We start from the raw sequence: 23,522 nt of genomic DNA on the forward strand, positions 1-23,522 counted from the left end.
GAGTGTGGTGTAAGTGGCCGAGAGTGACGCCCCGCGCCAGCGGCGCGGTCGGTCCCGCCGGCGTCGGCGTGCCCGGCTGCGGCGGGCACTGCTGGCCGCCCTGGTGGCCGGCTCGGTGCTACTGGTCTCGGCCGGCTGGGTGGGCTTCCGCGGCTGGCAGGCGCGCGCCCACCTGGTGAACGCCGCCGGGCTGGCCCGGGACCTGAGCGCGCAGCTGGTCGGCGGGGACACCGAGCGGGCCCAGCGTACGCTCGCCGCGCTCCAGGAGCAGGCGGGTGCCGCCCGCCGGGCCACCGAGGACCCGGGCTGGTGGCTCGGCCGGCAGGCCCCGTACGCCGGGGACAATCTCGTGGCCGTCCGGCAGATCGCCGTCGCGATCGACGACCTGGCCCGCGAGGCGTTCCCGCCGTTGCTCCGTGCCGACCTGACCACCCTGCTGCCAAAGGAGGGACGCCTCGACGTGCGCGGCCTGCGGGCCCTCGCGACCGACCTCCAGGCCGTCGACGCCACGGTCCGGCAGGCCCGGGAGAGCCTCACCGAGGCGCCCACCGCCGGTCTGGTCGCCCAGGTCCGGGCTGCCCTCGCCGACCTGCGCGGGGAGATCGACCGCCTGGCCGACCTGACCGGCGCCGCCGGCCAGGCGTCGCGGCTGCTGCCGCCGCTGCTCGGCGTCGACGGTCCCCGCAGCTACCTGCTGGTGTTCCAGAATCCCGCCGAGCTGCGGGCGACCGGCGGCATGATCGGCGCGCACGCCGTGCTCGAGGCCGAGAACGGGCGGGTACGGCTGGGCAAGCAGGGCACCGCGGTCCAACTGGGGCGCTTCGAGAAGTCGCTGAAGGTGCCGGCCGAGGTCCACGCGCTCTGGGGCGACCTGCCCGGCATCTACCCCGCCGACGTCAATCTCAGCCCGCACTTCCCGACGGCGGCCGCCCTGTACCGGGAGATGTTCCGGCGCCACACGGGTACGGCGGTGGACGGCGTGCTCGCCACCGACCCGGTCGTGCTCTCGTACCTGCTGAAGGTCACCGGCCCGGTCCTGGTGCCCGGGGGTGCGCCGCTGGCCGCCGACACCGTCGTCCGGACCCTGCTCAACGACACGTATCAACACCTCAAGCCACGTGAGCAGGACGAATACTTCGGTGCCGCCGCCGCGGCCGTCTTCGACGCGCTGTTCACCAAGACGGTTGACCCACGCGGAGTTTTGTCCGCATTCGACCGTGCTGTCACCGAACGCCGGATATTGTTCTGGAGTGCCCGACCGGAAGAGCAGCGGACGCTCGTCGACAGCCGGATGGCCGGTGTGCTTCCGGAACAGGACACCGTGCCGACGGTCGGCGTCTTTCTCAACGACGGCAGCGGCGCGAAGCTCGGCTATTACCTCCGGCCGGAGGCGACCCTGACGGTCGGAGACTGCCAGTCCGACGGCACCAGGGAACTGCGGCTGCGGATCACCCTGCGCTCGGCGGCACCGAAGAACGGGCTCAGCACATCCGTCCTCGGGCTCGGCCTGGCCGGGGACCCGTACACCGTCCGGACGTTGGTGTCGGTCTACAGCCCCGCCGGTGGCGGCGTGGCAGGCGCCCGACTCGACGGCAACGACCTGCCGGTCGGGGCCGGTACCGAGCGGAAGCGGCAGGTGGCCACGGCCAGCGTGGAGGTGCCACCGGGCACCGCCCGCACCGTGGAGGTGACCGTGCACACCGCGAAGACCGGCAGCGGAACGGCCGAACTCTGGCTGACCCCCACCGCCACCCCATGGACCACCCAAGTAGTTACCGCACCAAGCTGTGACCAGTAGGAGGGAACCAATCATGCGGCTATCCCGCATCATCATGGCGCTCACGGTCGGACTGGCCGTGGTGGCCGTGCCGACCGCGGCGGGGGCGGCGCAGCCGCAGCCGGCGCCAACAGTGACCACACAACCGCCGGTGTACCCGCCGGGCGGCGGGGTCGAGCTGACCGTGGACGATCCCCGGATCGTCCTCGGCGAGACCGTCACCCTGTTCGGCCGGGGCTGGAACCCAGGTGAGCGAATCCGCATCGAGGTGTCGTCGAGGCCGCTGGGCAACGCGATGACCGCCGTGCGCGGCAGCAACGGAGACCGGATCGCGATGGCGCCGGTCGCCCGGCCGGTCCGCGACGAGCCCGACATCCGGGAGTTCAGCGCTCTGGCCGACGGCACGTTCGAGGTGACCTACAAGCCGCGCCGCACCGGGTACTTCACCTTCCGCGCCATCGGGGAGTCGCGCCGTACGGACACCGCGCAGGTGACCGTCGTGGGCCGGGGTGGCGGCGGTCTGCCGGTCACCGGCGACAGCACCAGCACGCCGATGAAGGTCGGTGGCGGGCTCGTCGCCGTCGGTGCCGTCCTGCTGCTGATGACCTTCGCGTGGCGCCAGCGCCACCGCCTCAACGGCCGGGGCGTGCGCTGACCGGTAACCACGCCGGGCAGGGCCCGGAGAACCGTGCGACGGGCGCCCGTCGGAGCAACCTCCGACGGGCGCCCACCCGTGCAAGGAAGGGCCCCTTCTTAACGCCTGCGGTAGTGAAAGGGCCCCTTGTTAACAGGCCGGGTACAGCCGGCGGGTGCCGACTCCAGCGGCGTACGCGGCCGCGTCGCTGAACCGGCAGCCGTAGTTCGCCGCCGCCACCACCGCCGGGTCGGTGACGGTGTCGCCGGCCGGGCGCTTGCCGGTGCGTACCCAGGAGGTCAGGTCGTCCCAGGCGGCGCCGGCCTCGGCCGGGGTGAACTCGCAGTGCTGCACCGCCCGGATGGCCCGCTGCACGACCAGCCGGCTGCGGCCGTGCCTCGCGACGTCCCGGGCGTACGCCTGCTCCATCGAGAACGGGACGAACAGGTCGCCCAGGTTGTGCAGGCTCAACACCGGCACGGTCGGACGGCCGGCGATCCGCGGCACCTCGGTCAGCGTCGGGAGGAGCCGCTGCCACAGGTTCTCCGGCGCGACCCGCTGCACGGCGGAGTTGACGTCCACCGGGCTGTTCGGGGCGTACCGGGTCAGCAGGTTGGTGGCGAGCTGCCCCGGGCGCTCGGCGGGGGAGTCGCCGCCCTCGGTGGCGCTGATGGCGAAGAGGAAGTCCTTCCAGACCGCGAAGGTCGCCTCCGCGCCGGGGCGCGGCCCGCCCGAGCGGTTGATGGTGATGTCCCGCAGTTGACGGCCCCGCTCGTTGGTGATCCCCGGGCTGGTCGGCATGACCCCGGTGAGCCCGAGGGCGACCTGGATCCGCGGCACCGCGTTGGTCAGGTAGTCCGGCGGCGTCGGATACGCCGGCACGCCGGCGAGGGCCTGCGCGACCAGGTTGTAGTCGAGGAAGAAGTCCAGCAACGTCTGGTCACCGAGCACGCCGCACATGGGCAGCCCGCCCGCGTAGTAGCCGGGGTACTGCTCCAGTGATCGGGCGAGGACGTAGCCGCCCATCGACACGCCCGCCAGGTACGTCCGATGCGGGCGCTTGACGACGCGCCGGAAGTGGTCGGCGAGGTCCTTCGTGCCCAGCACGCCGGCGCGGATGTCGAAGCCGTTGCGGTAGTACGACGAGGACGCCCAGGCGTACCCCTGCTCCAGCAGGCGCTGCCGCAGCCCGTACGCCGGCGGCTCCGGCGACAGGACGGTGGTCTGCCCCCGGTAGCCGTGCGCCCACATCACCAGGTCGCCGTTCCACTGCCGCGGCACCTCGATGATGTAGCCGGAGTGGCGGTGCACGCCCTGCCGGACGGTGGTCGGCGCGCCGCCGACCACCAGCGGCTGCAGCGGCGGATTGCTGATTGTGTAGCCGGGCAGGGGTTGCGTGCCGTCGGCGTGGCGGTCGCCGGTGGTGGCGGTGGCGGGCCCGGCGCCGGCGAGCCCGACGGTGAGGGTCAGGGCGACGCCGGCACCGAGCAGGCGGCGGAGGGTACGGACGGTCGAGGACGGCATCGGCGCTCCCGCTCGGGACGGTGGCCGCCCGGTGGTGGGCCGGGCAGGTGGTGCCTACCGGTCGGTAGGGATCCGACGGTAGGCACGCCGTTCCATCGCCGTCAATGGCTGACTGACCAACCGGTCAGTCAGACCAGCCCGTGCGCCAGCATCGCCTCCGCCACCCGGCGGAACCCGTTGATGTTCGCGCCGGCCACGTAGTCGCCCGGCAGCCCGTACTCCTCAGCGGTCGCCCAGCAGCGGGCGTGGATGTCCCGCATCGTGTCCCGCAACCGCTGCTCCGAGTGGGCGAACGTCCACGAGTCGCGGCTGGCGTTCTGCTGCATCTCCAGGGCGCTCACCGCCACGCCGCCCGCGTTCGCCGCCTTGCCCGGCGCGAACCGCACACCGGCGCGCCCCAGGATCCGCACCGCCTCCGGCGTCGTCGGCATGTTCGCGCCCTCGACCACCGCGACGCAGCCGCCGGCCACCAGATCCGCGGCCTCCGCGCCGCCGATCTCGTTCTGCGTCGCACACGGCAGGGCAACGTCGCAGGGCACCTCCCAGACGGTACGACCGGACACCGCCACCGCGTGCGGCACGTGACGCACGTAGTCGTCCAGGCGGCCGCGGCGCTCCTCCTTCAACTCCCGCAGCAGCTCCAGGTCGATGCCCTTCTCGTCCAGCAGGTAGCCGGTGGAGTCGGAGCAGGCGACCACCTTGCCGCCGAGTTGGTGCGCCTTCTCGATCGCGTAGATCGCCACGTTCCCGGAACCGGAGACCACCACGCGCTTGCCCTCGATGCTGTCCCCGGTCTGTCGCAGCATCTCCTCGGCGAAGAACACCGCCCCGTACCCGGTCGCCTCGCGCCGCACCTGCGCGCCGCCGTACGCCAGGCCCTTGCCCGTGATGACCCCGGACTCGTAGCGGTTGGTGATCCGCTTGTACTGCCCGAACAGGTAGCCGATCTCCCGGCCGCCCACCCCGATGTCCCCGGCCGGCACGTCGGTGTGCTCGCCGATGTGCCGGTAGAGCTCGGTCATGAAGCTCTGGCAGAAGCGCATCACCTCACGGTCGGAGCGGCCCTTCGGGTCGAAGTCGGCCCCGCCCTTGCCGCCGCCGATCGGCAGACCGGTGAGCGCGTTCTTGAAGATCTGCTCGAAGCCCAGGAACTTGACGATCCCGAGGTACACCGACGGATGGAAGCGCAGCCCGCCCTTGAACGGGCCGAGCGCGCTGTTGAACTCCACCCGGAAGCCGCGGTTCACCCGCACCCGGCCGTGTTCGTCCTCCCACGGCACGCGGAAGATGACCTGTCGCTCCGGCTCGCAGATGCGCTCGATGATCCGCGCCTCGACGTACTCCGGGTGCCGCGCGAGGGCTGGTCCGATGCTCTCCAGCACCTCCCGGACCGCCTGGTGGAACTCCGGTTCCCCAGGGTTGCGGGAGACCACGCGGGCGAACATCGCCTCGACCGTTTCCGGCATCCGAACACGTCCCTTCGATCGCTCCGGCGGCCTCGGTGCCGCCCGTTGCCGGCGGTGCCGCCGAGCGCTTCCGGATACGGACCGTGACCCCGGTCCGGTTCACGGATCCTTGTCGGTCTTGCCTTCTCCCAGCGTAGACCCCCTGCGGACAGATCTTGGCGGCTCACCGTCCGGCACCGGGGGCAGGCCCTCACGATCTCCGACAGTGGGATTCCGGGCGGGTCGTCCCGCGAGGTTCGGGCGCCACTGTCGGGTTGGGGCGGGCGCCCGGCGGCGTACAGTCGGGTCGTGGAGCGTGCCGAGAAGATGCCGGCGGAAACCCGACCACCGGGTGTGGCGGCGGCCGATCCCGGCAGCGTGCTGCTGCCGGGCCACGACGTTCCGCTCGGGCGGTACACGACCGTGCGACGCCTGCTGCCGCAGCGGCAGCGGCGCCTGGTGGGCGCCTGGTGCTTCGTCGACCACTTCGGGCCGGACGACGTCGCCGAGCGGCCCGGCATGGAGGTGCCGCCGCACCCGCACACCGGCCTGCAGACGGTGACCTGGCTGCTGGACGGGGAGATCCTGCACCGCGACAGCCTCGGCAACGTGCAGCCCATCCGGCCGGGCCAGCTCAACGTGATGACCTCCGGGCACGGCATCGCCCACTCCGAGCGCTCGCCGCAGCCGCACCCGCCGCTCATGCACGGCGTCCAGCTGTGGGTGGCGCTGCCGGACCCCGCGCGGGCCGGCGCGCCGGACTTCGCCCACCATCCCGAGCTGCCCCGGTGGCGCGACGACGAGCTCGACGTGACCCTGCTGGTCGGCGAGTTGGGCGGGGAGCGGTCCCCGGCCGTCGTGCACACGCCGCTGCTGGGCGCGCAGCTCGAGCCGGTCGGTCCGGCGCCGGCGACGCTGCCGCTGCGGCCCGACTTCGAGTACGGGCTGCTGGCCATGTCCGGCGCCGGCGACATCGACGGCGTGAACCTCAAGCCCGGCGATCTTCTCTACCTCGGCAGCGGACGGGAGCGCCTCACCCTGCGCGGCGAGCCGGGCAGCCAGCTGCTGCTGCTCGGTGGGACACCGTTCGAGGAGCCGCTGGTGATGTGGTGGAACTTCGTCGGCCGCTCGCACGAGGAGGTCGTCGCGGCCCGGGACGACTGGATGGCGGGGCGGCGCTTCGGCACCGTCGCCGACGACCCGGCCCCACCGCTGCCCGCGCCGGCGCTGCCCACCACCAGGCTGAAGGCCCGCGACCGCAGCGGTGGCGTGCACGGCTGAGGCGTACCGACCGCCAGGAGTGTCGGCGGCCCGGACGGGTAGTCGCCGCCCATGCCGACCAACGCCACCATCGAGGACAAGAAGCGCCTGGTCCGCCGGCTCGCCGGTAGCGGGCGCGGCTTCGCCGAGCAGTACGGCTTCCGGGTCGTCAACAATCCGTCGAGCCTGTTCCAGATCCTCTGCCTCGCCGTGCTGCTGTCGCGACGGGGCGACTTCCGGCGTGCCCTGGACAGCGCGCACGCCCTGTACGCGCAGGGCTGGGACAGTGCCGCCCGGTTGGCCCGCTCCCTGCATGCCGAGCGGGTGCGGGTGCTGCGCGACAGCGGGCAGCGCGGTGACGTCGACGGGCTCGCCACCGCGCTCGGGGACCTGGCGCAGACCGTCGTCGACCGGTACCGGGGTGACCTGCGCCGGCTGCGCGCCGTCGCCCACCACGACCCGGAGCGGGAGCGTGCCCTGCTGACCGAGCTGCCCGGGGTGGACGCCACGGTGGTCGACCTCTTCCTCCGCGAGGCGCAGGCGCTGTGGCGGGAGGTCGCGCCGGTCGCGGACCGGCGGGCACTGGCCGCGGCGCGGAAGCTCGGACTCGGGCGCTCGGCCGACGACCTGGCCGGGCTGGCCGGCAGCGGTGAGTCCGAGCGCCTCGCCTGGCTGGTGGGCGCCCTCGCGCGGGTGGATCTGGAGGGGCAGTACGCGCAGGTGACCCGCTGAACGTACGTGTGGCTTCCCACACTTATCCGAAACTTCTACCCGTTCGGTGGATGCCGTGTCGTATGCTGATCGCGGCAGAGATGCCCGCCCGGTTCGGGCGTAGGGCAACTGCCTGGTGGGCGCGACCCGGTTCGGGCGCGTCACCACCGGGACAGGTGCGCGTGTGGCGCCCCTGGTCGCGGTTCGCGACCCGGGGCGCCCGCCTGTCTCTCAGATGCTGCGCAGATGCTGCGACACCCGCTGGTGCCGCTTGTCCCGCGCCTGGGCGGCGCGCTGCGACGCGCCGACCTCCGGGGCCGCCTCGATGCCCGCGGAGCGGGCCACCTCGTTGCCGTTGGCGTAGTCGACCGGCGGCAGGGCGCGCAGGGCACGCAGCACGTCCGGCGGAGCGCCTTCCCGTTCGGCCTCGCGTACCACGTCGTCCTTCTCGGCCGGGTAGTCCAGGCTCGACAGGTACTGCAGCACGTCGGCGTACGTCGCCATGATGGTGAGCTCCTCGGGCATTCGGGACTCGCGCAGCTGGGACTCACCCGGGCCGCGCGAGGTCCCGTCCGGTCACGACCGGCGGCGGTTACCCGCCGGGGACCGCCTCACGCACCTGACCGGCCGGTAACCCGGCCCGCTTTCCGGTTCGTTTCCGGCCCGCTTCCCGGCTCGTTTTCCGGCGCTTCGCCCGGGTACCCGGCGGGCCCGGACCGAGGGAGCCCAGCATGGACTACGACACCTTCGTCGACCAGGTCGCGCAGCGTACGCGGACCACCTCAACCCAGGCGGTGGAGCTGACCCGGGCGGCGCTGGAGACCCTCGCCGAGCGATTGACCGGCGGGGAGGTGCTGGACCTGGCCGTACAGCTGCCCCGGCCGCTGCAGCTGGTGCTGAAGCCGGGGCCGGACAACGAGGCGGCCCAGCGGCTCGGGGCGGCGGAGTTCGTCACGCGGGTGGCCGCCCGTGCCCACGTCGACGAGCCGACCGCCCGCGACGCCGTCCGCGCGGTCTTCACCACGTTGCGGGAGGCGATCACCGGGGGCGAGTTCGACGACGTGGTGGTGCAGTTGCCGCGCGAGTACCGCGACATGGTGGAGCCGGCACTGGCCCCCGGCGCGACGCTCCGGCGCTCCTGACCCGACCAGGCGCGGCTGCCCGCGACCGCGGGTGTGAGAAGGGAACCCTTCTCGACGCTATGCGTTAAAAAGGGGCCCTTCCTTGCGCTTCAGGCGACGGCGCCCGCGCCGCGCAGCTCGGCGATCCGGCCGGCGTCGAAACCCGCCTCGGCGAGCAGTTCGTCGGTGTGCTCGCCCGGCTGGGGCGGAGGACGGCGCAGCGCCGTCGGGGTGCCCGAGAACCGCGGCGCGGGCGCCGGCTGCGTCACCCCGTCGCGGTCCACGAACGTGCCGCGGGCCGCCAGGTGCGGGTGCCGTGGCGCCTCCGCCCAGTCCAGCACCGGGGCCACGCAGGCATCCGACTCGCCGAGCAGCTCCGCCCACTCGTCGCGGGTACGGGTGCGGAACAGCCGCGCCCAGGCTTCGCGCAGCGCCGGCCAGTTCGCCGGGTCCGTGCGGTCGAGCGCCTCGTCGCCGGGCAGCGGGAAGCCCGTGCGACGGACCAGCTCGTCGTAGAAGCGCGGCTCCAGCGCGCCGACGGCCAGGTGCCGCCCGTCCGCGCACTCGTACGTGTCGTAGAACGGGGCGCCGCCGTCGAGCAGGTTCAACCCGCGCGGGTCCTGCCACATACCGAGCCGGCGCAGCGCGTGGATCTGGGTGCTGAGCACCGTCACGCCGTCCACGATCGCCGCGTCGACCACCTGCCCGGGCGCGCCGCCGCGCACCGCGTACAGGGCGCTGACCAGGCCCAGTGCGAGCATCATCCCGCCACCGCCGAAGTCACCCAGCAGGTTCATCGGCGGCACCGGGCGCTCGCCGGCCCGCCCGATGCCGTGCAACGCACCGGTCAGCGCCAGGTAGTCGATGTCGTGCCCGGCGTACGGGGCGGCCGGGCCGTCCTGCCCCCAACCGGTCATCCGCCCGTACACCAGGCGCGGGTTGACCGCGTGGCAGTCCGCCGGGCCGAGGCCCAGCCGCTCGGTCACACCCGGGCGGAAACCCTCGATCAGCGCGTCCGCGCCGGCCACCAGCGCGAGCACCACCTCGCGCCCACCCGGCGACTTCAGGTCCACCCCGACCGAGCGTCGGCCGCGGTTGAGCAGGTCGGGGTGCGGGCTGCCGAACGCGGACGCGTCCACGTCCGTCACCCGATCCACCCGGACCACGTCGGCACCAAGGTCCGCCAGCATCATCGCGGTGAACGGCCCCGGGCCGATGCCGGCCAGCTCGATCACCCGTACGCCGGCGAGGGGGCCGGCCGGCAGGTCGTCGGTCACCGGGCCACCATAGGCGGTGCCGGGTTTGCGCGGTAAGGGGCCGGGAACGCGGTCGCCGACCGGCTGGCGCGCCCCGTTTGGCGGCCGGAAACGGGCTGACCTAACCTTGTCGCGACGAGGGGAGTACTTCCCACGAACCATTCCGGTCAGTACGGCGGGCCCGGAGCGCGCCTCGGGTGGTTGCCCACGAAACGTGGGTGAAGGAGACCTCGAGCATGACACCGTGTTCGAGGAGGCTCCATGACCGAGTTGTACCTTGCCGCCGAATTGCAGTCGGTGGGCACCCCCACGCTGTGGGCCGTCACCATCGCCGGCGTGCTGGCACTCCTGGCGCTCGACTTCCTGGTCACCCGGCGCCCGCACGAGGTGTCGATCCGGGAGGCGCTGGCCTGGTCGGCGTTCTACATCGCGCTGCCGCTGGCGTTCGGCGCGTGGGTGTGGGCCCGGTTCGGCTCCACCCAGGGCGTCGACTACCTCACCGGTTACCTGGTCGAGAAGTCGCTGTCGGTGGACAACCTCTTCGTGTTCATGCTGCTGCTTGCCGCGTTCGCGGTGCCGTCCGTGCTCGCCCAGCGGGTCCTGCTCTTCGGCATCACCGGCGCGCTCGTGCTGCGGGCGGTCTTCATCGCCCTCGGCGCCGCCGCCCTGCAGACGCTCGACTTCGCCTTCCTGCTCTTCGCCGTCATCCTCCTCGTCACCGCCGTGAAGCTGCTGCGCGACGCGATGTCCGGGCACGAGAAGGAGATCGACATCAGCCGGATGCGCTCGGTGCGGCTGCTCCGCAAGTTCATGCCGGTGACCGACGAGTACCAGGGCACGAAGATGATCGTGCGCATCGACGGCCGGCGCACCCTCACCCCGCTCGCCCTGGTCGTGGTCGCGGTGCTCGCCACCGACGTGGTGTTCGCGGTCGACTCGGTGCCCGCCGTGTACGGCATCACCGAGGACCCGTACCTCGTCTTCGCCACCAACGCGTTCGCCCTGCTCGGCCTGCGGGCGCTCTACTTCGTCCTGCACGCCGCGCTGAGCCGGCTGGTCCACCTCAGCTACGGCCTGGCGGTCATCCTCGGCTTCATCGGCGTCAAGCTGGCCCTGCACTGGGCGCACGGCATCTGGAAGGGCGTGCCGGAGATCCCCACGCCGATCTCCCTCGCGGTGATCGTGGTGGTGCTGGTGGTGGTCACGCTCACCAGCCTGCGCGCCACCCGCACCCAGGTCAGCTCCGAGAAGGAGATCGTCCGGGGGTAAGGAAGGGCCCCTTGTTAACGCCTGCGGTAGAGGAAGGGTCCCCTGTTAACACCCCGCCCCCGGACCCGGGGTGGTACGACTGACGGGTGGGAATCGTGTCACCGGGCTTCCAGGGCCGGCCCCGCTCGGCGGAGCCGGCGCTGCCGCCGGGCCAGTACCTGACCGAGGACTTCCCGGTGCTGTCGGCCGGGCCGACGCCCAGGGTGCCGCTGGACACCTGGGAGTTCGTCATCACCACGGAGACCGGTGCCGAGTACCGGTGGACGTGGGACGAGATGATGGCCCTGCCGCAGGAGACGCCCATGGTGGACATCCACTGCGTCACCCGCTGGTCCAAGCTCGGCACCAACTGGCAGGGCGTCTCGCTGGACACCTTCCTGGACGGCGTCGACACCGCCGCCAACTACGCGCTGGCCCACTCGTACGGCGGCTACACCACAAACCTGCCGCTGGCCGACCTGCGCGGTGGACGGGCCTGGGTGGCGCACACGTACGACGGCGGGCCGTTGCCCGGCGAGCACGGCGGGCCGGCCCGGCTGCTGGTGCCGCACCTCTACTTCTGGAAGTCGGCCAAGTGGGTGCGCGGGCTCCGGCTCGGCGCCACCGACCAGCCCGGCTTCTGGGAGACCGCCGGCTACCACGACTACGGCGACCCGTGGCACGAGCAGCGGTACCAGGGCGACTGATGGCCGCACCGACCGCCGCCGTACGCGTGGTCCCGCTCAGCTGGCGGGTCGCCCGCCTGGTGGAGCGCCGGGTGGAGACGCCTACCGCGCACACCCTGGTCCTGGACGTGCCGGGCTGGCCCGGGCACCTTCCCGGGCAGCACGTCGACGTGCGGCTCACCGCCGAGGACGGCTACCAGGCGGCCCGGTCGTACTCGCTGGCCGCCCCCGCCGACGGCGAGCGGATCGAGCTGACCGTGCAGCGCGTGCGCGACGGGGAGGTGTCCCCGTACCTGGTCGAGACGTACGCCGCGGGCGACCCGGTGGAGGTGCGCGGACCGGTCGGCGGCTGGTTCGTGTGGCAGCCGGAGGAGACCGCGCCGGTGCTGCTGATCGGCGGCGGGTCGGGGGTGGTGCCGTTGATGGCGATCGTACGGGCGCGGCGCGCCGCCGGCAGCCGGGTGCCGTTCCGGCTGATCTACTCCGTCCGTACGCCGGCCGACGTCCTCTTCGCCGACGAGCTGCGCCGCCGGGCCCGCGACGACCTCGGCCTGGACGTGGCGTACGTGTACACCCGGGAGGCGCCGGACGGCTGGCGCGGTGAGCCGCACCGGATCGGCCTGGCCGACGTCAACACCCACGGCTGGCCGCCGGAGCTGGAACCGCTCTGCTACGTCTGCGGGCCGACCGGCTTCGTGGAGACCGTCGCCGACCTGCTGGTCGGGCTGGGACACCAGACCCGCCGGGTGAAGACCGAACGGTTCGGCCCGACCGGCTGACCCGCCGAGGGGGAAACATGACGGACATGTCCTACCTGGACGGCAACATGCTCGACGGCCCGCTGCGGGAGCTGTTCGCCGTCGACCTGAGCGCCGCCACCGGCCGGTGCGACAACTGCGGTCGCCCCGGTCCTGTCGCCGGGCTGCAGGTCTGGTCGCACGCCCCCGGCCTGGTCGCGCGTTGCCCCAACTGCAACGGGGTGATGCTGCGCCTGGTCCGGGCACCCGACCGTGCCTGGCTGGACCTGCGCGGCGCCACCTACCTGCAGGTGCCGATGCCGTTGGACCAGCCGCACCCGCGCCCGCTGTAGCCGTGGCCGGGAATCTGCGGTCGCGGTCGGCGCTGGAGGTGTTCGAGGATCACCTGCGCCTGGCCGACGCGCACGACTTCGAGAACGACATCGCGCGCAACGTCGCGCCCGACGTGGTGGTCCTGGAGCGGCGGGGCGTCTTCCGTGGCCACGACGGCGTACGCGAACTGGCGCGGTTGCTTGAGGAGGAACTGCCCGGCGGCCGGTACACGTACACGAACAAGCTGGTGGAGGGCCGGGTCGCGTTCCTGGAGTGGACCGCGCGGGGCGGCGGCGCGCGGGTCCGCGACGGCGCCGACTCGTTCGTCATCGAGCAGGGCTGGATCGTCGCCCAGACCATCCACTACACGGTCGAGCGGGCGGGGTGACGGCGGCCACCACGGGTGGACACCGGTGAGCCGGCCCGGCGAGAGTGGTCCTCCGTGAGGTACCTGCGCACCGACGGACGGGTAGGCATCCGGCGGCCCCGACCCGCCGACGAGGCCGAGTTCGTCGCCGCCGCCCGACGCAGCCGAGAGCTGCACCACCCGTGGCTGTCCGCGCCGGCCGACGGGCCGGCGTACGCCGCCTACCTGGCGAAGCTGCGCCGCCGCGACCACTCCGGCTACCTGATCTGCGACCGGGCGAGCGGCGCGATCGCCGGGTACGCCAACATCAGCGCGATCGTCATGGGCGCACTGCGGGGCGGGTTCCTCGGCTACGCCGCGTTCCTGCCGTTCAGCGGCACCGGACACGCCTCGGCCGGCGTCGGGCTGGTCGTGCAGCACGCCTTCACCGCGCTCGGCCTGCACCGGCTGGAGGCGAACATCCAGCCGGGCAACGAGCCGTCCCGGCGGCTGGCCCGCAGACTGGGCTTCCGCCTGGAGGGCTACTCGCCGGACTACCTGTTCATCGACGGGGCCTGGCGCGACCACGAACGCTGGGCCGTCACCGCCCCGTGACGGCGTGGACCCGGCCTCCCGACCGGGTCCACGCCGACCGGCGCTCAGCGGCCGGGGCCGCGCGCCTCGGGGCGCTGGCCGCCCAGCCGCTCGAAGCGGCCCTGCTTCTGTTCGACCCGCCGGCGCTGGCGCGGCGTGAGCTGTCTGCGACCGCTCTGCCGCAGGTAGATCGGCTGCCGCTGGTCGTTCGACATCGGCGTGCTCATGGGTGCTCCCCCTTCCTCGGTGGGACCACCCTGCGCCCGTCCCGGGTGAGACGCCCTCACCCGGGACGGGGGAGGCGGTCAGACCCGTGAGGTGAAGGCGACAAGGAAGCGGTGCGGCGTGCTGACCCCGGCACCGTCGAAGCAGATCACGTCGACCCCGGCGTCGAGCGCGTACGACCACGGCTGGGTGAGGTGGCAGTAGTTCGGACCGGAGCCGACCGCCACCACCTGCGCGTGCGTCTCCCGGACGCCGAGCTGGGGGAAGGTCGCCAGGTAGCGCCCGGCGGGGGCGAGCGCCGCGATGCTGTTGGCGCCCACGCCGAGCACCGAGTTGTCGTTGGTCGCGCCTCCGGCGGACGCGTCGAGGTGGCCGAAGCGGGTCGGTGGGGCGACCGAGCCGACAACCGCGCGCCGCCGGTGGTACGACAGGGTGAAGTCGCTGTTCGTCGGCGTGCCCGCGTGGTCGAAGCAGGAGACGTACGCGACCACGTCGGTGCCGGCGGCGAACCACCGGTACACCTTGCACCGGCGCGGCAGCGCGTTCGGCTGCACGGCCGTGACCTGCACGTTGCCGGCCTGTACGCCGGCCAGCCCGACCCCGGGCAGCTTCACCGTGTACTGCCCGACCCCCAGCGCTCCGACCCCGTTGAGCGCCCCTGTCGAGTTGTACGACTGGGCCAGTCCCGCACCAGCCGTGACCTGCGCGTACGCGTGAGCGCTGCCGGCCGGCAGCACGCCGGAGCTGGTCGTCCAGAGCACCGTGAACGGGCTGTCCTCCCGCGTGCCGCCCGGCTTGTGGCACTGCACGTCGACGATCTGGTCCGCGCCGGACTGGTACCAGCGCACAACCTCGCAGTAGTGGCCGGTCCGGTTGACCGGCGTCACGTGCGGCACGCCCCGGGAGCCGGTGCCGATGTGCGGGAAGCGGACCAGGAAGCGACCGGGGGCCACCTTCGCGCCCTGCGCCCAGTCGGCGGGGAACGCCGTCTTCCAACTGCCCCACTGGCGGGTGGTGTCGAGCACGGTCCACGCCGGCACGGTCGGGTCCTTCACGTACGCGAAGCCCCACCGGTCGGCGGTGGCGGCCGCGGCCGGGGCGGGTGGTGCCAGTGCGCCGGCGGCCAGCACGGCGGCCAGCGCGGCGGCGAGCGAACGGAGTCGCATCGGTCCTCCTCCTGGGGGACGGGAAGGGTTGTCCCGCCGAGCCTGTGTTCCGGCCACCGGTGTCACTGTCGGCTACCGAACGGACACGTTGTCCGGAGTGCGGCGCTGTCGGCTCCCCGCCACCGGCGGAATCATCCCCCGACACCCGGCGGCCCGATGTTGCCCGATCCAACCCGGGAGCCACGTTTGTTCCGGCCGGCGGCGGGAACGGCCTCGAAATGACGAAGCCTCGTGTGGTGATCGTGGGGGCCGGGTTCGCCGGGTACCACGCGGCGAAGACGCTCAGCCGGCTGGCGAAGGACCGGGCCGAGATCGTCGTCCTGAACGCGACCGACTACTTCCTCTACCTGCCGCTGCTGCCCGAGGTGGCCGCCGGTGTCGTCGAGCCGACCCGGATCTCCGTGCCGCTGGCCGGAACGCTCGACGGGGTCCGCATCGTGGTCGGTGAGGCGGACCACGTCGACCTGCAGAACCGCTGGGTCGGGTTCACCCAGCCGGAGGGCGAACGGAACCGGCTCGCGTACGACCGCCTCGTCCTCGCCGTCGGCAGCGTCAACAAGCTGCTGCCGATCCCCGGCGTCACCGAGTACGCCCACGGCTTCCGCAGCCTGCCCGAGGCCCTCTTCCTGCACGACCACGTCGTGCGGCAGATCGAGCTGGCCGAGCAGGCCGCCGACCCGGCCGAGCAGCAGGCCCGCGCCACGTTCGTCGTGGTGGGCGCCGGCTACACCGGTACCGAGGTGGCCGCACACGGTCAGCTGTTCACCGACCGGCTCATGGCGCAGCGGCCCCGGCTGACGATCCGGCCCCGGTGGATGCTGCTCGACGTGGCCCCCCGGGCGCTGCCTGAACTGGACCGGCGGATGTCGGACACCGCCCACCGCGTCCTCGACCGGCGTGGCGTGGACGTCCGGATGGGGACCTCGGTGGCGGTCGCCACCGCGGACGGGGTGAAACTCACCGACGGCGACTTCGTGCCGACCTGCTCGCTGATCTGGTGCGTCGGGGTCCGCCCGGACCCGTTCGTCGCCCAGCTCGGCCTGCGTACCGAGAAGGGCCGGCTGGTCACCGACGAGTACCTCAACGTCCCCGGTTTCCCCGAGGTGTTCGCCTGCGGCGACGCGGCGGCGGTGCCCGACCTGACCCGGCCCGGCCAGGTCTGCACGATGACCGCCCAGCACGCCCAGCGGCAGGGCAAGCTCGTCGCCCACAACATCGCCGCCTCGTACGGGCAGGGCACCCGCAAGTCGTACAAGCACCACGACCTGGGCTGGGTGGTCGACCTGGGTGGCCGGGACGCGGCGGCGAACCCGCTGAAGGTGCCGCTGTCCGGCCTGCCCGCCAAGGCGGTGACCCGCGGCTACCACCTGCTCGCGATGCCCGGCAACCGGCCCCGGATCGCCGCCGACTGGCTGCTCGACGCGACGCTGCCCCGGCCGGCGGTCCAGTTGGGGCTGGTGCCCGCGCACGCCGTACCACTGGAGAGCAGCACCCCCGAAGTCCCGGCCCGCGTGTAAGGAAGGGCCCCTTATTAACGCCTGGAGTTGTAGAAGGGCCCCTTCTTAACGCTCGCTGTCATCGCTGCGCGGCCGAGCGCCGGCGGCGAACGTGTCCAGCGCCGCTCCGTGCAGCACGACGCCGGGCAGCGGATCGCGCAGCACGCGCGGCACCAGGCGCGCCACCGGCAGCCGGTGCGGCCGCCGCGCCGCGGCGAGCACCACGTTGCCGTACCGTCGGCCGCGCAGCATCCGCCGGTCGGCGACGACGCACACGTCGGCGAACACCTCCCGCAGGGTGGCCGCCTGCACCCGGGTCACGACCAGGGGTGGCAGGTCGGTGACGTTGACCAGGTAGATGCCCTCCGTCCGCAGCACCCGTGCGACCTCCCGGGCGAACTCGACCGTGGCCACGTGCGGCGGCATCCGGGCGGCCCGGTAGATGTCGGCGAGCACCAGGTCGTACGCGTCGCCGGGAGCCCCGGCCACCGCCTCCCGTGCGTCGGCCACGCGGACCTCGATGCCGGGCGGTACGGGTGGCAGGTCGCGCGCCACCAGGTCGACAACCGCCGGATCCCGCTCGACGACCAGCTGCGCCGAGCCGGGCCGGGTCGCGGCGAGGTAGCGCGCCAGCGTCAGCGCGCCCCCGCCGAGGTGCAGCACGTCCAGCCGGTGACCGGCGGGCGCGGCGAGGTCGGCCACGGCGGCCATCCGGCGGACGTAATCGAAGTGGAGGTAGGTCGGGTCGGCGACGTCGACGTAGGACTGCTCGACGCCGCCGGCGAGGAGCGTACGCCCGGTGGGCCGGGCCGGGTCGACGACCAGCTCCAGCCGATCGTCGAGCGCGTCCATGAGATGGCACGCTAGCGGACCCGGCCCGCGCGCATCGCCTGCGCACCCACCGCCGCCGGGCTGTTAACAAGGGGCCCCTCCTCTACCGCAGGCGTTAAGAAGGGGCCCTTCCTTACACCTCAGCCGCTGTTGATGCCGGCGCCGGCCTCGTCGATCGCGTCGTCCACGGCGTGCGCCAGGTCGACGTCCTGTGCGGTCACCGCACCCGCTTGCCGGGACCGGACGGTCACCACGGCGGTGGTGGCGTCGGGCCGGCCGATCCGCGGTCCACGGCCGGTGTCCTGCCGGAGCCGGTCGAGGCGGTCGAGCACCCGGTCGAGGTTGTCCGCCGGCAGCTCCACGGTCCGCGAGAGCCCGTCGCGGTCACCGGACCAGTACGGCAGGTCGACCAGCGCCTCCCGTAGCTGCGTGTCGCCGAGCGGCGGCGTCGTCGTGGTGGCGCCGACCACGCCGCCGCCGGGCTCGGGCGGGGCGAGCAGGTCCCGCAGCCCGTCCGGGACGTGCAGCGACTCGACCAGGTCACCGTCCCGGTCGGCCAGCGCGGCGAGCGTGGCCTCCGCCTGGTAGCGGGCCTGCTCCGGGGTACGGCCGCTGAGCCGGCCCACTTCGGCGAGGAAGCCGGGCAGGTCGGCGTGGCTCTCGATGCCGTCGACCGGCGTGACGTCGTGCAGCGACATCGGCACGGCGGACAGCAACCGGCGTCGCTCCGCCTCGCCGAGCGCCCAGGCCAGCGCCAGGACGGTTGCTTCCGCTCCCACCTTGGCGGTACGGAAGTCGACTCCGGCACGCCGGCTCACCTCGTCCACCAGTTCCTGGTAGCCCATGGTGGTCACGCCGGCGGGTCCGGGGTCCGGAATCGGCCGGGGATTCTCCGGGATGCCGGCCGGTGGCGGCGCCGGCCCGCCGCGCGTGGTGTCCGGTTTGCGGCGGCCGGCAGGTGCCGGCCCGTGTCGACGTCCCTGGTCGAGGCTGGTCAGCTGCTTGGTGGCGCTCAGGCTCGCGCCGGTCTCGCTGGGCTGCCGGCCGCGTTCGCGGGCCTGCCGGGCGAGCGTACGGCGGCGTTGGTTGTCGCCCTCCATCTGCTTGCGCATGGTGACACCTCGCTTCCGCTGGTGTTCCCTGGCTTCCGCCGGTCGCGTTCCCGCCGTCCCGGACCACGAAACGACACGCACCGGCCGGGCAGCCGACGTGACGGGGCCGCCGGGGCGGGTCGGAAGCTTCATCCGGCGGGGGTGAGGGGCGCTCACCCGGCCGGGCCGGACGATCGCAGTGGACCGGAGGACTTCCGGAGGTACGCGGAAGGGAAGGTCGTGATGAAGCGGATCGTCGAGATCGTCCCCGCCCGACCCGGCTGGTACGCGCGCTGGCGCCTCGAACCCGGTGGCACCCGTTGCTACCCGGTCAGCCTGTGGGCGCTGCTGGAGGAGGCCGACGGCACCGGCCGGGAGGTGATCGGAGTGGACTGTGTCGGGCAGTGGCCCGGGGCGGACGACAACGAGGCGGGTGGGGTCTTCGTCCGTTACCTCTTCCAGACACCGGACTCGGGGGCACCGGAGGACGCGGAGCCGCCGTCCGGGGCGCCCCAGCGCGCGACCGGCCCGCGCCTGCAGGCGGTGCCCGCGCCCTGATGCATCACTCCGGCCCCCGGCCCCTGGTCCCAGGGCCGGGGGCCATCCCCGCTCGGACGGTCAGCCGACCTCGCGCAGGCCGTCTTCCGGGCGCTCGTCGGCCGCGTGCTCCACGGTCAGCAGCTCGAGCAGCCCGGTGCGGTCCAGCAGGCCGCGCAGGTGCGGTCGCACGCCGCACAGCCGCACCACCCCGGTGCCGTCGCGGTGCATCACGACCAGCGCGCTCAGGCCGGACGAGTCGCAGATCTCCACGCCGTCGAGGTCGACGAGAAGGTCCCGGTGGCCCTCGCGGCGCAGCTGTGCGGCGGCGGCGACGAGGTCGGGCGCGGTGTCGTAGTCCAGTTCGCCGGTCAGCCGGAGCCGGGCCCGGCCGGCGTCGAGCCGGCTCACCTCGATCGTCAGCAGCTGTGCGGCCATGTGTCCATGTTCCCAGCACGCACCGCGACGGCAAGTCAGGGGGCGGACATCCGGTGTGGCGTGGCGGGATCAGGCGGGCGCGGCGGGGAGCTCGGCCGTGTCGGGCCGGGCCTCGACCGGGCGGGCGAGCAGCCCGGAGATGCCGGTCATGTCGAGGATCGCCTCGAGGAACCGGGGTACCGCCCGCAACCGGATCACCGTGCCGCCGGACTGGCTCTCCCGCCATGCGTGCACGATCACACCGAGGCCGGTGCTGTCGATGAACCGCAGGTCGGCGAAGTCCAGCAGGAGTTCGGGCGGCGTACCGGCGAGGATCCGGTCGATCTCGTCCCGCAGCGGTGTCGCGGTCCTGTAGGCGAGGTCGCCGCCGACCCGGATGAGCGGGGCGTCCGGTTCCGAACGGTCGACGGTCATGCTCAGCGGAGCCGGCTCGGTGTTCCTCCCGAAGGGTGGCACGATCACGCCTTTCCACGGGCTCCCGGTGGGGTGAGGAGTGCCGAGATCGTAACAAGCAGCACTCGACCGCGCCTGGTACGCGAGACGCCGGCCGGCGTCGGCGTGGGGTGGCGGTGCCGGCGCACCGGCGTAGTGTGGGACCGGAGATCCGACCACGAGCGCCACACCCGGCGCAGTGCTGTGCCGATGAGGAGTGGGGCTTCGCTGGTGACTGTTGCCGACGTCAGGGACCAGGACCCGGGCGACGGCCGCCCGGCGCCGGCCCGCGACACCGGCCGCGCCGCCCCCGACTGGTCGGAGATCGCCGAGCATGTCCGGGAGGGCCTCGTCGTCTGTGACGGCGACGGCGTCGTGCGGCATGTCAGCCCGGTCGCCGGGCGGCTGCTGCCGGAGGTCGCCCCGGGCGGGCGGCTGGCCGCCGCGGGCGTTCCCGGGCTCGTCGCCGGGGGCGACTTCACCCATCACGGCCGCCGGCTGCGCTCCCGCCGGGTCGCCCTGTCGTCCGCGTGCACCTGCTGGTACGTGGAGGACGTCACCGAGGCGGTCTCTCGCGCGGACGCGCTGCTGGCCGAGCGGGCCCGGTCGGCGTTCCTCGCGGCGGTCGGCGAGAAGCTCGGCAACCCACTGCACCCCGACCGCGCCGCCGCGGCGGTCGTCCGGCTCGCCGTGCCGGCCCTCGCGGAGGTGGCGGTGCTGGTGCTGGCGCCCCGTTCCGGCCGGGCCCGCTGGTGGCGCGCCCGGCGCACCGGCGACGAGGTGCCGGTCGTCGACAGCGGCGTCCTCGCGCCCACCGACCTGCCGGCGGCCGTGGCACAGGCACTGGACGGCACCGAGCCGCACGCCGTCGACTGGCTGTCCGAGCAGGCCGCCGAGGCGGGCTGGCTGCCCGCTCCCGGCGCGTCGGACACCGCCGCCCGGGTGCTGCCGCTGCCCGGCCGGGACGCACCGGCCGGCGCGCTGCTGGTGAGCCGCCAGGGCGGCCGCTGGTACGAGGAGGCCGAGGTCGACCTGCTGCGCGCGTTCGCCGCCCGGGCCGGCGCCGCGCTGACCACGGCGCTGCTCTACCGGGAGCAGGCCGAGGTCGCCGACACGCTCCAGGCCAGCCTGCTGCCGGTGGAGCCGGCGGCGGCGAGCGGCGTCCAGTGGGGCACCGCGTACCGGCCGGCGCTGGGCGGGCTGCGCATCGGCGGTGACTTCTACGGCTCGCACCGGCTGCCCGACGGCGGGTCGGTCTTCTTCCTCGGTGACGTGTCCGGCAAGGGCGTCGAGGCGGCGGTGTTCACCGGGCAGCTGCGGCAGTGCCTGCACGCGCTGCACCGGGTCGAGTCCCACCCGGGGCGGCTGCTCAAGCTGCTCAACGACGCGTTGTTGGAGACCACCCAGGCGCACGACCGCGGACGATTCGCCACCGTGGTGCTCGGCGTGGTCCGCCCGCACCGCGACGGCGGCCTCACCCTGACGATGGCCGGCGGTGGTCACCTGCCGCCGCTGGTGCTGCGCAACTCGGGCGAGGTCGAGCAGGTCCCGCTGCGCGGCATGCTTGTCGGCGTCGTGCCGGATCCGCGCATCGGCGAGCAGACGGTCCGCCTCGATCCCGGCGAGACCTGTCTGCTCTACAGCGACGGCGTGACCGAGGCGCGCGGCGGGCGGCGGGGGCACGAGCAGTTCGGCACCGACCGTCTCGTCAACGCCCTCACCGGGTGCCACCGGATGCCGGCCCCGGCCCTCGCCGAGCGGGTCGAGCAGGTCACCTGTGACTGGCTGGCCGACGGCGACCACGACGACATCGCCGTGCTGGCGCTGCGAGCCACCGGCCCGGCCGGCCGCACGCCCCGGCACCTGCACGCCGTACCCGATCCGGCGGCGTCTTCCGACGACGGGCGGGCCCGACCGTGACCACCCTCTCCGCCGGTGCTGGCCCGGCCGCCGCCTGGTTCCAGTACCTGCACTGCCTCGCCGAGGCCGACGAGTACGCCGCGATCGACGTGGCGACGGGTCTGCTCGACGCGGGCGTGTCGGCCGAGCGGGTGCTGCTCGACCTGGTCGCCCCCGCGCAGGCGGAGGTGGGGGAGCGCTGGGCCCGCAACGAGTGGAGCGTGGCGCAGGAGCACGCCGCCACGCACATCAGCGAGCGGGTCGTGGCGGCCGTCGCCGCGTACGCCGATCCGCGGCCGACGGGTGGGCGCGTCGTGGTGGCCTGCCTGGACGGCGAGTGGCACGCCCTGCCGCCCCGGCTGGTCGCCGAGGTGCTGCGGCTGCGTGGTTGGCAGGTCACCTTCCTGGGGGCCAGCGTGCCGGCCGCGCACCTGGTGTCGTACCTGCACCGGCACGACGCGCACGCCGTAGCCCTGGCCTGTGCCCTGCCGATGCGGCTGCCGCACGCGCACCGCATGATCGAGGCCTGCCGGCGCTCCGACGTGCCCGTGGTGGTCGGCGGGCGGGGCTTCGGCGCCGACGGGCGGTGGGCCCGCCAGCTCGGCGTCGCCTGGGCGCCGGACGCGCCGACCGCGGCGGACCTGGTCGCCGACGAGCGAGCGCTGCGCGCGACGCCGCCGGCCGAGCTGTCCCACCTGGCCGACGACGAGTACGCGAGCCTGGTGAAGCGACGCGGTGAGCTGATCGAGTCCGGGTTGGCGGAGCTGCGGGACCGGATGCCGGCGACCCGCGACTACACGCCCGCTCAGCTCGACTCGACGGTCAGCGACCTCGGTTACATCGTGGATTTCCTGGCCGCCGCGCTCTACGTGGATGACGGCTCGCTCTTCACCGAGTTCGTCGACTGGCTGGTCGACATCCTCACCAGCCGGCGGGTGCCGGCCGCCGCCGTCGGGTTGACCCTCGGGCACTTCGCGGCGGAGCTGCGTGACTTCCCCCGCGCCGCCCGGTTCCTGGCGGCCGGACGGGCGGTCACGACGGCCGGCTGAGGCGCGCCGCGCCACGCCACGCGACGGGCCGGCCCGATGTGACGATCCGCCCCCGGATGGGCTAGATTTCCCCGCCAGCACGGTGACCGCGAGGTCCCGCTCCGTTGACAGAAGAAGCAGGTGACCATGGGTCCGACGAGCCCGAGTCCGGTCCGCATCCTGGTGGTGGACGACGACCCCGGTGACGTGCTGATGATCGAGGAGGCGCTCGCCGATTCCGATGTCGACAAGGTCATCGACGTGGTCGGCGACGGCCAGGAGGCGATGGAGTTCCTCCGCCGTACCGGTCGGCACACCGAGGCGGTGCGGCCGGATGTGATCCTGCTGGATTTGAACATGCCGCGGATGGACGGCCGGCAGGTGCTCGGCGAGGTCAAGGGTGACGCCGACCTGCGGACGATCCCGATCGTCGTGTTGACGACCTCGAACGCCGACACCGACATCGTGGGCAGTTACACCCTCCAGGCGAACGCGTACGTCACCAAGCCCATCGATCTGGACGACTTCAACGACGTGGTGCGCCGCATCGACGAGTTCTTCGGCCGCGTGGTGGTGCTGCCCAAGCGTCCCTGAGCCCGCGCCCGGACGGGCCCGACCGCTCGCATGCTGAACATTTTTCCCGAACCCCCTCGGCGGCCGTCCCCAGCACCGAAGATCCGAAGGTGGGGGAAGTACCAGCTGCCTGG

At 73.4% G+C, this 23,522-nt stretch carries 26 protein-coding genes; 16 read left to right on the top strand and 10 right to left on the bottom strand.

Annotated elements, in window-relative coordinates:
• Positions 1–13 precede the first annotated feature (13 nt).
• Both ABTW87_RS21500 and ABTW87_RS21505 read left to right on the top strand, forming a co-directional pair.
• A complete protein-coding gene (locus ABTW87_RS21500; RefSeq protein WP_350652700.1) occupies positions 14–1,798 on the top strand; it encodes a DUF4012 domain-containing protein in 1,785 nt (594 codons plus the stop codon).
• A gap of 13 nt (positions 1,799–1,811) precedes the next feature.
• The gene (locus ABTW87_RS21505) at positions 1,812–2,432 is read left to right on the top strand and encodes a hypothetical protein (RefSeq protein ID WP_350652702.1); all 621 of its coding nucleotides are present in this window, start codon (positions 1,812–1,814) and stop codon (positions 2,430–2,432) included.
• A gap of 129 nt (positions 2,433–2,561) precedes the next feature.
• Here the strand turns inward: ABTW87_RS21505 and ABTW87_RS21510 are convergent, their stop codons facing one another.
• Together ABTW87_RS21510 and gdhA are read right to left on the bottom strand one after the other, a co-directional pair.
• Positions 2,562–3,935, bottom strand: coding sequence for a hypothetical protein (locus ABTW87_RS21510; protein ID WP_350652704.1), 1,374 nt, complete (start codon positions 3,933–3,935; stop codon positions 2,562–2,564).
• Between the two features lie 128 nt (positions 3,936–4,063).
• Positions 4,064–5,401 carry an NADP-specific glutamate dehydrogenase gene (gene gdhA / locus ABTW87_RS21515; protein ID WP_350652706.1) on the bottom strand — a complete coding sequence of 446 codons (1,338 nt, stop codon included), beginning with the start codon at positions 5,399–5,401 and terminating at the stop codon, positions 4,064–4,066.
• A gap of 306 nt (positions 5,402–5,707) precedes the next feature.
• On the opposite strand from gdhA, the gene ABTW87_RS21520 reads away from it, so the two are divergent.
• Positions 5,708–6,661, top strand: coding sequence for a pirin family protein (locus tag ABTW87_RS21520; RefSeq protein WP_502891627.1), 954 nt, complete (start codon positions 5,708–5,710; stop codon positions 6,659–6,661).
• Between the two features lie 51 nt (positions 6,662–6,712).
• Positions 6,713–7,372: a hypothetical protein gene (locus ABTW87_RS21525; RefSeq protein ID WP_350652710.1), complete on the top strand. Its 660-nt coding sequence runs from the start codon at positions 6,713–6,715 to the stop codon at positions 7,370–7,372.
• Between the two features lie 210 nt (positions 7,373–7,582).
• Here the strand turns inward: ABTW87_RS21525 and ABTW87_RS21530 are convergent, their stop codons facing one another.
• Positions 7,583–7,876 carry a DUF2795 domain-containing protein gene (locus ABTW87_RS21530; protein ID WP_350652712.1) on the bottom strand — a complete coding sequence of 98 codons (294 nt, stop codon included), beginning with the start codon at positions 7,874–7,876 and terminating at the stop codon, positions 7,583–7,585.
• A 206-nt stretch (positions 7,877–8,082) separates the two neighbouring features.
• On the opposite strand from ABTW87_RS21530, the gene ABTW87_RS21535 reads away from it, so the two are divergent.
• Entirely contained in the window at positions 8,083–8,493 is a 411-nt protein-coding gene (locus ABTW87_RS21535) for a DUF2267 domain-containing protein (RefSeq protein ID WP_350652714.1), read from the top strand.
• An 89-nt stretch (positions 8,494–8,582) separates the two neighbouring features.
• On the opposite strand, the gene ABTW87_RS21540 is transcribed toward ABTW87_RS21535, so the two are convergent.
• Entirely contained in the window at positions 8,583–9,749 is a 1,167-nt protein-coding gene (locus ABTW87_RS21540) for a CaiB/BaiF CoA transferase family protein (protein ID WP_350652716.1), read from the bottom strand.
• A 240-nt stretch (positions 9,750–9,989) separates the two neighbouring features.
• Between ABTW87_RS21540 and ABTW87_RS21545 the strand changes: the two genes are divergently transcribed.
• The 6 genes from ABTW87_RS21545 (at position 9,990) to ABTW87_RS21570 (ending at position 13,693) form a co-directional block, all read left to right on the top strand.
• Positions 9,990–10,997, top strand: a complete 1,008-nt coding sequence (locus tag ABTW87_RS21545) for a TerC/Alx family metal homeostasis membrane protein (protein ID WP_350652718.1) — start codon at positions 9,990–9,992, stop codon at positions 10,995–10,997.
• A 95-nt stretch (positions 10,998–11,092) separates the two neighbouring features.
• The gene (locus ABTW87_RS21550) at positions 11,093–11,683 is read left to right on the top strand and encodes a sulfite oxidase-like oxidoreductase (protein WP_350652760.1); all 591 of its coding nucleotides are present in this window, start codon (positions 11,093–11,095) and stop codon (positions 11,681–11,683) included.
• Positions 11,683–12,441: a ferredoxin reductase gene (locus ABTW87_RS21555; RefSeq protein ID WP_350652720.1), complete on the top strand. Its 759-nt coding sequence runs from the start codon at positions 11,683–11,685 to the stop codon at positions 12,439–12,441. The genes ABTW87_RS21550 and ABTW87_RS21555 overlap by 1 nt, the downstream gene beginning before the upstream one ends.
• A 17-nt stretch (positions 12,442–12,458) precedes the next feature.
• The gene (locus tag ABTW87_RS21560) at positions 12,459–12,752 is read left to right on the top strand and encodes a DUF6510 family protein (protein ID WP_350652722.1); all 294 of its coding nucleotides are present in this window, start codon (positions 12,459–12,461) and stop codon (positions 12,750–12,752) included.
• 2 nt (positions 12,753–12,754) lie between these two features.
• On the top strand, positions 12,755–13,120 hold the full coding sequence (locus tag ABTW87_RS21565) for a nuclear transport factor 2 family protein (protein WP_350652724.1): 366 nt from the start codon (positions 12,755–12,757) through the stop codon (positions 13,118–13,120).
• Positions 13,121–13,174: 54 nt separating this feature from the next.
• Positions 13,175–13,693: a GNAT family N-acetyltransferase gene (locus ABTW87_RS21570; RefSeq protein ID WP_350652726.1), complete on the top strand. Its 519-nt coding sequence runs from the start codon at positions 13,175–13,177 to the stop codon at positions 13,691–13,693.
• A 44-nt stretch (positions 13,694–13,737) separates the two neighbouring features.
• Here ABTW87_RS21570 and ABTW87_RS21575 read toward each other — a convergent pair whose 3' ends face one another.
• Complete coding sequence (locus ABTW87_RS21575) at positions 13,738–13,899, bottom strand: hypothetical protein (RefSeq protein ID WP_350652728.1); 162 nt, start codon at positions 13,897–13,899, stop codon at positions 13,738–13,740.
• Between the two features lie 78 nt (positions 13,900–13,977).
• The gene (locus ABTW87_RS21580) at positions 13,978–15,063 is read right to left on the bottom strand and encodes a hypothetical protein (RefSeq protein ID WP_350652730.1); all 1,086 of its coding nucleotides are present in this window, start codon (positions 15,061–15,063) and stop codon (positions 13,978–13,980) included.
• A gap of 218 nt (positions 15,064–15,281) precedes the next feature.
• On the opposite strand from ABTW87_RS21580, the gene ABTW87_RS21585 reads away from it, so the two are divergent.
• Entirely contained in the window at positions 15,282–16,580 is a 1,299-nt protein-coding gene (locus ABTW87_RS21585; RefSeq protein ID WP_350652732.1) for an NAD(P)/FAD-dependent oxidoreductase, read from the top strand.
• A 45-nt stretch (positions 16,581–16,625) separates the two neighbouring features.
• On the opposite strand, the gene ABTW87_RS21590 is transcribed toward ABTW87_RS21585, so the two are convergent.
• On the bottom strand, positions 16,626–17,411 hold the full coding sequence (locus ABTW87_RS21590; RefSeq protein ID WP_350652734.1) for a spermidine synthase: 786 nt from the start codon (positions 17,409–17,411) through the stop codon (positions 16,626–16,628).
• Positions 17,412–17,530: 119 nt separating this feature from the next.
• Positions 17,531–18,502, bottom strand: coding sequence for a DUF2267 domain-containing protein (locus tag ABTW87_RS21595; RefSeq protein ID WP_350652736.1), 972 nt, complete (start codon positions 18,500–18,502; stop codon positions 17,531–17,533).
• Between the two features lie 222 nt (positions 18,503–18,724).
• Here ABTW87_RS21595 and ABTW87_RS21600 point away from each other — a divergent pair, with 222 nt between their 5' ends.
• Entirely contained in the window at positions 18,725–19,039 is a 315-nt protein-coding gene (locus ABTW87_RS21600; RefSeq protein WP_350652738.1) for a hypothetical protein, read from the top strand.
• Positions 19,040–19,099: 60 nt separating this feature from the next.
• Here the strand turns inward: ABTW87_RS21600 and ABTW87_RS21605 are convergent, their stop codons facing one another.
• Entirely contained in the window at positions 19,100–19,456 is a 357-nt protein-coding gene (locus tag ABTW87_RS21605; RefSeq protein WP_350652740.1) for an STAS domain-containing protein, read from the bottom strand.
• A gap of 69 nt (positions 19,457–19,525) precedes the next feature.
• Entirely contained in the window at positions 19,526–19,912 is a 387-nt protein-coding gene (locus tag ABTW87_RS21610; RefSeq protein WP_350652742.1) for an STAS domain-containing protein, read from the bottom strand.
• A 207-nt stretch (positions 19,913–20,119) separates the two neighbouring features.
• On the opposite strand from ABTW87_RS21610, the gene ABTW87_RS21615 reads away from it, so the two are divergent.
• The 3 genes from ABTW87_RS21615 (at position 20,120) to ABTW87_RS21625 (ending at position 23,409) form a co-directional block, all read left to right on the top strand.
• Positions 20,120–21,808, top strand: coding sequence for a PP2C family protein-serine/threonine phosphatase (locus ABTW87_RS21615; RefSeq protein WP_350652743.1), 1,689 nt, complete (start codon positions 20,120–20,122; stop codon positions 21,806–21,808).
• Positions 21,805–22,836, top strand: coding sequence for a cobalamin B12-binding domain-containing protein (locus ABTW87_RS21620; protein ID WP_350652744.1), 1,032 nt, complete (start codon positions 21,805–21,807; stop codon positions 22,834–22,836). Before ABTW87_RS21615 ends, ABTW87_RS21620 begins: the two co-directional genes overlap by 4 nt.
• 126 nt (positions 22,837–22,962) lie before the next feature.
• On the top strand, positions 22,963–23,409 hold the full coding sequence (locus tag ABTW87_RS21625) for a response regulator (protein ID WP_350652745.1): 447 nt from the start codon (positions 22,963–22,965) through the stop codon (positions 23,407–23,409).
• Positions 23,410–23,522 lie beyond the last annotated feature (113 nt).

Source organism: Micromonospora sp. NPDC126480 (assembly GCF_040302465.1).
Lineage (GTDB): Bacteria > Actinomycetota > Actinomycetes > Mycobacteriales > Micromonosporaceae > Micromonospora.

What these genes read in the sequence shown, in the direction of transcription:
- ABTW87_RS21530 (WP_350652712.1), bottom strand. Translation starts at nt 7,876, where the DNA reads ATGCCCGAGGAGCTCACCATCATGGCGACGTACGCCGACGTGCTGCAG.
- gdhA (WP_350652706.1), bottom strand. Translation starts at nt 5,401, where the DNA reads ATGCCGGAAACGGTCGAGGCGATGTTCGCCCGCGTGGTCTCCCGCAAC.
- ABTW87_RS21595 (WP_350652736.1), bottom strand. Translation starts at nt 18,502, where the DNA reads ATGCGCAAGCAGATGGAGGGCGACAACCAACGCCGCCGTACGCTCGCC.
- ABTW87_RS21600 (WP_350652738.1), top strand. Translation starts at nt 18,725, where the DNA reads ATGAAGCGGATCGTCGAGATCGTCCCCGCCCGACCCGGCTGGTACGCG.
- ABTW87_RS21575 (WP_350652728.1), bottom strand. Translation starts at nt 13,899, where the DNA reads ATGAGCACGCCGATGTCGAACGACCAGCGGCAGCCGATCTACCTGCGG.
- ABTW87_RS21560 (WP_350652722.1), top strand. Translation starts at nt 12,459, where the DNA reads ATGACGGACATGTCCTACCTGGACGGCAACATGCTCGACGGCCCGCTG.
- ABTW87_RS21510 (WP_350652704.1), bottom strand. Translation starts at nt 3,935, where the DNA reads ATGCCGTCCTCGACCGTCCGTACCCTCCGCCGCCTGCTCGGTGCCGGC.
- ABTW87_RS21535 (WP_350652714.1), top strand. Translation starts at nt 8,083, where the DNA reads ATGGACTACGACACCTTCGTCGACCAGGTCGCGCAGCGTACGCGGACC.
- ABTW87_RS21605 (WP_350652740.1), bottom strand. Translation starts at nt 19,456, where the DNA reads ATGGCCGCACAGCTGCTGACGATCGAGGTGAGCCGGCTCGACGCCGGC.
- ABTW87_RS21580 (WP_350652730.1), bottom strand. Translation starts at nt 15,063, where the DNA reads ATGCGACTCCGTTCGCTCGCCGCCGCGCTGGCCGCCGTGCTGGCCGCC.
- ABTW87_RS21520 (WP_502891627.1), top strand. Translation starts at nt 5,708, where the DNA reads ATGCCGGCGGAAACCCGACCACCGGGTGTGGCGGCGGCCGATCCCGGC.
- ABTW87_RS21625 (WP_350652745.1), top strand. Translation starts at nt 22,963, where the DNA reads ATGGGTCCGACGAGCCCGAGTCCGGTCCGCATCCTGGTGGTGGACGAC.
- ABTW87_RS21555 (WP_350652720.1), top strand. Translation starts at nt 11,683, where the DNA reads ATGGCCGCACCGACCGCCGCCGTACGCGTGGTCCCGCTCAGCTGGCGG.
- ABTW87_RS21525 (WP_350652710.1), top strand. Translation starts at nt 6,713, where the DNA reads ATGCCGACCAACGCCACCATCGAGGACAAGAAGCGCCTGGTCCGCCGG.
- ABTW87_RS21590 (WP_350652734.1), bottom strand. Translation starts at nt 17,411, where the DNA reads ATGGACGCGCTCGACGATCGGCTGGAGCTGGTCGTCGACCCGGCCCGG.
- ABTW87_RS21545 (WP_350652718.1), top strand. Translation starts at nt 9,990, where the DNA reads ATGACCGAGTTGTACCTTGCCGCCGAATTGCAGTCGGTGGGCACCCCC.
- ABTW87_RS21505 (WP_350652702.1), top strand. Translation starts at nt 1,812, where the DNA reads ATGCGGCTATCCCGCATCATCATGGCGCTCACGGTCGGACTGGCCGTG.
- ABTW87_RS21585 (WP_350652732.1), top strand. Translation starts at nt 15,282, where the DNA reads ATGACGAAGCCTCGTGTGGTGATCGTGGGGGCCGGGTTCGCCGGGTAC.